Origin of the sequence: Polaribacter sp. IC066, from assembly GCF_007997085.1 — a bacterium.
GTDB lineage: Bacteria > Bacteroidota > Bacteroidia > Flavobacteriales > Flavobacteriaceae > Polaribacter.
Genome location: NZ_VORR01000087.1, coordinates 1 through 7,024 on the forward strand (window position 1 = coordinate 1; position 7,024 = coordinate 7,024).

Sequence of the window (7,024 nt, forward strand, 5' to 3'; positions counted from 1 at the left end):
AAATGTGGTTGGTGCTGATGAAACTGGTATTAAAGTAAATGGTAAAAATAATTGGTTTTGGACTTGGCAAAGCAAGTTTGCTACTTATGTAGTGTTCTCTAAAAATAGAGGAATTGATACGATTAAAGCAAACTTTCCAAAAGGTTTTAAAGATACGATATTGGTGCATGATTGTTGAGCAAGGCATTTTCAAACCCAATGTAAAACACACCAATTATGTAGTGCACATTTATTAAGAGAACTTATATTTCTTGAACAACGTTTTGAGTCTAACTGGGCTACAAATTTTAAAAGAATGCTTTATGATGCTTTGGAACTAAAGAAAAAATTGAAACAAGAATGTTATAAATTCCCAGTAGCAGAAAGGGATAGACTAAAAAATAATTTAGATAATTTATTAGAAGAACCACTTGTTGAAAAGCAGAAAAAACTTCGTGCTTTTCATAAACGAATGAGAAAATACAAAGAGTATATTCTTACTTTTCTTGACCATTATAATGTGCCTTCGGATAATAATGCTTCAGAAAGAGCGATTAGAAATGTGAAGGTCAAACAAAAAGTATCAGGTCAATTTAAAACTGAAAATGGTGCACAGATATATGCGGTTATTAAATCAGTAACAGATACCTGTATTAAGAATGGTCAAAATATTTTCGCTGCTTTTAAAACTATTGCTGTTTTAAAGGCTGAATAGTTACAAAAAATTTAATAAACATTATAATAATTGTTATATTTAGTATTCTTATAACAAGTTGTGAGAGTGAGACATAGAAGATAACAAATTAACCTTTGAAAAAGTAGAAACGTTGTTTAAAATGAAAGAATCATTTACAGAAAAATCGAAATCAGCAATTTTAAGTAAATATGGTTCAGTCCAGAATTATTATGACTTAAGTCTTATGAAGCAGGTTGCTTTAATAAAAAAAAATAGTGATGGACAAAGTAAAAAGATAAGAAATGCTTACAGTGTTAGTGCTGATACTGTTGATGGAGGACATTATATGGTGACTTTTCAGTGCCCAGATGACCAATATCTTTTAGACGCAGCAGAGGAGAATGGCCATGATTGGGCTTTTTCAGATAGAGTAGGTATGAGTTCTTCTTGTGCTGCCATTCTAGTTGAAGGCCAAATAAATCAAAGTGATCAAACATTTTTAACTGATGAGCAAATGGAGGATGGTTTTCTTTTAACTTGTGTAGTATATCCGGAGTCTGATATAACAATTTTAACACATGCAGAAGAAGATTTATACTAGATGAAAAATACCTTTTTTTTAATTTTTGTGACATTGTTTTTTATAACAGTGTCACATGCTCAAGAAAACGAACAAATTATAGAACAAAAGTATGATTTGAAAAAGAGAAAAATAATAATAGACAGCATTAAAAGAATAGATTTTTTAGCAAAAAAATATAAGTTTATAAACAGCGATTTTTCAATATCTATAGACAGCACTAATTTTAATAATCTAAAAAGAGATTTTAAAGTTGTAAATAATAATTTAACTTATAGAGACTCCTTACGTGTAATTTTAGAATATGAATTAGATAATTTTCATGCTAGAAGAATAGCATTAAGACGAATAACTTATAATTGGAAAAGAATGTCTTATTACATTTGGGAAACAGAAGAGAAAACCAAAGAGTTAGGAAACAATCTAGGTTTTGAGCATCCATATCGTTTTTACGAATTTTTATATAATGAAAAAATTAATACAGATTTTAAAAATAAATTCATTAAAAATTTAAAAAAGAGGGCAGAAAAAAGGTTGCACAAAGAAATAAAAGTTCGGCCTTACAGTAATTTTTTTAACAGGCTACTTAAGGAGAGCCCGCAAAGAAAGCGGGATATGGAAGCTTATTTTAAAAAGAAAGGAATAAAAAACCACAAACATTAAAACTACTTCTTCATCAACATCCGCTTAATCTCATTCAACTTCATCAACGCTTCAATAGGCGTTAGCGTATCAATATTAATCGTCAATATTTCTTCACGAATATTTTCTAAAAGTGGGTCATCTAACTGAAAAAAGCTGAGTTGCATTTCTTCATGTTGCGTTTGTTTTAAAGCCTCTTTCACTTCTGCACTTTTATTGTTTTTTTCTAATTGCGCTAATATTTTATTCGCCCTATGGATCACCATATTAGGCATTCCAGCTAATTTAGCAACATGAATACCAAAACTATGATTAGAGCCACCAGAGACTAGTTTACGCAAGAAAATAATATTGTCTTTTAATTCTTTTACAGACACATTAAAGTTTTTAATGCGCTCAAAAGTGGTGGTCATTTCATTGAGTTCGTGATAATGCGTCGCAAACAATGTTTTTGCTTTTGATGGATGTTCATGCAAGAATTCTGATATTGCCCAAGCAATAGAAATTCCGTCATAGGTAGAGGTTCCACGACCAATTTCATCTAATAAAATTAAACTTCTGTCAGAAACATTATTTAAAATAGACGCCGTCTCATTCATTTCTACCATAAACGTAGATTCGCCCATCGAGATATTATCACTCGCGCCAACACGTGTAAAAATCTTGTCTATAATTCCGATTTTTGCATTTTGAGCCGGCACATAACTTCCCATTTGCGCGAGTAAAACAATCAAAGCAGTTTGTCTTAAAATAGCCGATTTACCAGACATATTTGGCCCAGTAATCATAATAATTTGTTGCTGATTTCTATTCAACACCACATCATTTGCAATATAGGTTTGATCTATGGGTAATTGTTTTTCAATAACAGGATGTCGTCCGTTTTTAATCTCTAAATCGGTACTTTCATCCATTAACGGACGCACATAATTGTTATCAACCGCTAAAACCGAAAAAGAGAGTAAACAATCAATTTTTGCAATAATTTGCGCATTTTCTTGTACAACTTGTACAAACTGAATGATGTATTGTAACAATTTAGAAAATATTTCTTGTTCTATTTTCTGAATTTTCTCTTCTGCACCTAAAATTTTGGTTTCGTATTCTTTGAGTTCTTCGGTAATATAACGCTCGGCATTTACGAGCGTTTGTTTCCGAATCCATTCTGCAGGAACTTTATCTTTATGCGAGTTTCTAACTTCTATATAATAGCCAAAAACATTGTTAAACGAAATTTTTAAACTAGAGATTCCTGTGCGTTCCGTTTCACGTTTTAGCATAGCATCCAAGTATTTTTTTCCGGTGGATGAAATAGTGCGTAAATCGTCTAATTCTTGATGAACATCAGCTGCAATTGCATTTCCTTTATTAATGTTTACAGGCGCATCATCAAACAAGGTTTCAGAAATTTTAGCAATCAATACCTCACTAGTGTGTAGTTGATTCCCAAGTTTTTTTACTGTTTTATTTTCGCTTTTTTCTGCGGATGTTTTGATCGGTAAAATCGCTTTTAAAGAGTTTTTTAGTAATACAATTTCTCTTGGTGAAGCTTTACCTGTGGCAACTTTAGAAATCAAGCGTTCTAAATCTGATATTTGCTTTAATTGATAGGTAACAGTTTTAGAAAAATCATCAGAATCTATAAAAAACTTCACCAATTCATGACGATTTTTAATGTCCTCAATGTTTTTTAATGGCAATGCCAACCAACGTTTTAACAGCCTTCCGCCCATGGGCGAAATGGTTTTATCAATCACATCTAAAAGCGTTACTGCATTTACGGAATTCGGATTGTACAATTCCAAATTTCTAATGGTAAAACGATCCATCCACACATAATCGTCTTCGGCAATTCTGCTGATAAATTGTATATGTTTTAATTGATTGTGTTGGGTTTCTGATAAATAATACAACACCGCACCGGCAGCTATAATTCCGTTTTTTAAATCTTCAATGCCAAAACCTTTTAAGCTTTTTACTTCAAAATGATTTTGTAAGGTTTCATTGGCATATTCCTTTTGAAAAACCCAATCATCTAAATAAAAGGTATAATACCTATTTTCAAACAACTCTAAAAATTGTTGTTTGTGTTGTTTCTGCACTAAAACTTCACTCGGAGTAAAATTCTGAAGTAATTTATCGATGTATTCTGCGTTTCCTTGCGCCACCAAATATTCACCTGTAGAAACATCGAGAAATGAAATTCCGAGTTGTTTTTTCTCAAAATGAACCGCCGCTAAGAAGTTGTTGGTTTTGCTTTGTAAAACTTCGTCGTTTAAAGAAACACCAGGAGTTACCAATTCTGTAACACCACGTTTTACAATGTTTTTGGTCATTTTAGGATCCTCTAACTGATCACAAATAGCAACACGCATGCCAGCTTTTACCAACTTTGGTAAGTAGGTATTTAAAGAATGATGCGGAAAACCAGCTAAAGCCGTTTCCGTTTCACTTCCTGCGCCACGTTTTGTTAACACAATTCCTAAAACACCAGCGGCTTTTTTAGCATCTTCACCAAAAGTTTCATAGAAATCTCCTACACGAAAAAGCAACATGGCATCAGGATATTTTATCTTGATGGCATTGTATTGTTTCATTAAAGGAGTTACCTTTTTTGGGTTCGGTTTTGCCAATTTTTTAGTTTTTGATCTATGCGAATTTAAGGTTTAATTATAAAATTAGTTAATATCTTTACTCAAAAGTTTAAAATTGAAATATTATTTATTTCTCGATGAAAGTGGAGACCATGGTTTAGAAAAAATTGATGAGAATTTTCCTATTTTTTTGCTGTGTGGTATTTTGGTTTCCGAAGAAAACTATAAAATTGTAAAGGAAAAAATAAACAAAATAAAGTTAGAGTTCTGGAATAACAACAATGTAGTTTTTCACTCAAGAGATATTAGAAAATGTAATAATGAGTTCCAGATATTTTTTGATTTAGACTTAAAAAAGCGATTTTACAAAGCTGTAAATAATTTAATATCAATTAATAATTATAAAATAATATCTTCGTCAATAAGTAAGTTAGCGTTTATAAAAAAGTATGGAAAGCTAGAAAATGATGTTTATGAAATAGCACTCTCTTTTGTTTTAGAACGTGCTATTTTTTGTTTAGATGATTTTAAGGATTGTTCAGAATTAGAGATTATTATTGAAAAACGAGGTAAAAAAGAAGATTTGAAATTATCTAAACATATTCAAAAAATCACACAAGTAGGAACTTATTATGTTACTCCAGAAAGAATCAGGAAACTGGGATTTAAAACAAAATTTTCTTGGAAAAGAGAAAATATAAATGGACTTCAATTAGCTGATTTAATAGCATATCCAACTGCAAGATATGTTTTGAATCCAACAGGGGTGCATCTTTCGTTTGACACTTTTAAACAAAATTTTTATACTAAAAATGGAAAGGTCTATGGGTTAAAGAAATTTCCATAAAAAAACAAAAGGTTGGAAAAACCAACCTTATTGCCGACCGGGGACACCCCAATCCAAAATATTTTTTATAACAGTTAATATTGTTATATACACAAAGATACGAAAAGTAAACATAATAACGACTTTTGATAAAAAACATGCGCAAATTAAAAAATAACGAATTAGGTAGAATTTCAGTTGATGAATTTAAATCGACCCCAAAAACACCTTTAATTATAGTTTTAGACAATATTAGAAGCTTGAATAATATTGGTTCTGTTTTTAGAACTTCTGATGCTTTTCTGATTGAAAAAATCTATTTATGCGGTATTTGCGCAACACCACCAAACAAAGATATTCATAAAACTGCTTTGGGCGCAACAGAATCTGTTGCTTGGGAATATGCTGAAAATATCATGGATTTAGTTCAAAAGTTAAAGGCAGAAAACATAAAAGTTTTAGCCATTGAGCAAGCAGAAAACAGCACAAAACTAGATACTTTTTATCCAGAGAAAAACACAAAGTATGCTATTGTATTGGGTAATGAAGTAAAAGGTGTGCAGCAAGAAGTTGTAAATGCGAGTGATTTTTGTATTGAAATACCGCAAGTGGGCACCAAACATTCTTTAAATATTTCTGTAACCACAGGGGTTGTTATCTGGGATTTGTTTACGAAAATGAAAGCGATGCAAGTGTAATCTTTATCATTGAGAGAAAAGGGTTTTTTTATAAGTGAAAAATGATGAGTTACATTTTATACAATGTCTTTGATAAAAAATTCCTGAAAAAATAAATTTTCAGCAAACAGATAGCAGGTATTTTTATCGCTACTAGTTGCGCACTGTCACATCGAGTAATGTTGCTTTTTCGCAAAATTGTATCGAGATGCTTTTTGTTATGAGCGAAATAGTTTTGTTATTAGCTTGGAGGATGAGTTACATTTTATACAATGTCTTTGATAAAAAATTCCTGAAAAAATAAATTTTCAGCAAACAGATAGCAGGTATTTTTATCGCTACTAGTTGCGCACTGTCACATCGAGTAATGTTGCTTTTTCGCAAAATTGTATCGAGATGCTTTTTGTTATGAGGGAAATAGTTTTGTTATAAGCTTGGACGATGAAGTACATTTTACACAATGTCTTTGATAAAAAATTCCTGAAAAATAAATTTTCAGCAAACAGATAGCAGCTATTTTTATATCTACTAGTTGCGCACTGTCACATCGAGTGATTTTGCTTTTTCGCAAAATTGTATCGAGATGTTTTTTGTTATGATCGAAATAGTTTTGTTATAAGTTTAGACGATGAGGTACATTTTACACAATGTCTTTGATAAAAAATTCCTAAAAAAATAAATTTTCAGCAAATAGATAGCAGCTATTTTTATCGCTACTAGTTGCGCACTGTCACATCGAGTGATTTTGCTTTTTCGCAAAATTGTATCGAGATGTTTTTTGTTATGATCGAAATAGTTTTGTTATAAGTTTAGACGATGAAGTACATTTTATACAATGTCTTTGATAAAAAATTCCTAAAAAAATAAATTTTCAGCAAACAGATAGCAGCTATTTTTATATCTACTAGTTGCGCACTGTCACATCAGGGCAGAATCATACTTTTTTTGTGTTTAAATTATTTATTTAATTGATTTACAGTTGTTTAAGTTGTTAATTATTCGTATATTATGCTGATAATCAATAATTTAACTAAATGGAATCATCGAGTA

Annotated in this window: 5 protein-coding genes and 1 pseudogene; 5 read left to right on the top strand and 1 reads right to left on the bottom strand. The window is 30.9% G+C overall.

Translation table 11 applies throughout. The annotated features are described in order from the left end of the window. Positions 1–211: 211 nt before the first annotated feature. The 3 genes and pseudogenes from ES044_RS17560 to ES044_RS17570 form a co-directional block, all read left to right on the top strand. Positions 212–694 (top strand): annotated as a pseudogene (locus tag ES044_RS17560) (IS66 family transposase); the annotation flags it as partial. A gap of 205 nt (positions 695–899) precedes the next feature. After that, complete coding sequence (locus tag ES044_RS17565) at positions 900–1,256, top strand: 2Fe-2S iron-sulfur cluster-binding protein (RefSeq protein ID WP_147120646.1); 357 nt, start codon at positions 900–902, stop codon at positions 1,254–1,256. Beyond that, entirely contained in the window at positions 1,257–1,898 is a 642-nt protein-coding gene (locus ES044_RS17570; protein ID WP_147187452.1) for a hypothetical protein, read from the top strand. A gap of 2 nt (positions 1,899–1,900) precedes the next feature. Here ES044_RS17570 and mutS read toward each other — a convergent pair whose 3' ends face one another. After that, a complete protein-coding gene (gene mutS, locus ES044_RS17575; RefSeq protein WP_147120643.1) occupies positions 1,901–4,510 on the bottom strand; it encodes a DNA mismatch repair protein MutS in 2,610 nt (869 codons plus the stop codon). Positions 4,511–4,586: 76 nt separating this feature from the next. Here mutS and ES044_RS17580 point away from each other — a divergent pair, with 76 nt between their 5' ends. Then, positions 4,587–5,318, top strand: coding sequence for a DUF3800 domain-containing protein (locus ES044_RS17580; protein ID WP_147120644.1), 732 nt, complete (start codon positions 4,587–4,589; stop codon positions 5,316–5,318). A gap of 137 nt (positions 5,319–5,455) precedes the next feature. After that, positions 5,456–5,995, top strand: coding sequence for an RNA methyltransferase (locus ES044_RS17585; RefSeq protein ID WP_147120645.1), 540 nt, complete (start codon positions 5,456–5,458; stop codon positions 5,993–5,995). Positions 5,996–7,024: the final 1,029 nt, after the last annotated feature.

Coding starts and splice junctions, on each gene's coding strand:
- ES044_RS17565 (WP_147120646.1), top strand. CDS start 900: ATGAAGCAGGTTGCTTTAATAAAAAAAAATAGTGATGGACAAAGTAAA.
- ES044_RS17570 (WP_147187452.1), top strand. CDS start 1,257: ATGAAAAATACCTTTTTTTTAATTTTTGTGACATTGTTTTTTATAACA.
- ES044_RS17585 (WP_147120645.1), top strand. CDS start 5,456: ATGCGCAAATTAAAAAATAACGAATTAGGTAGAATTTCAGTTGATGAA.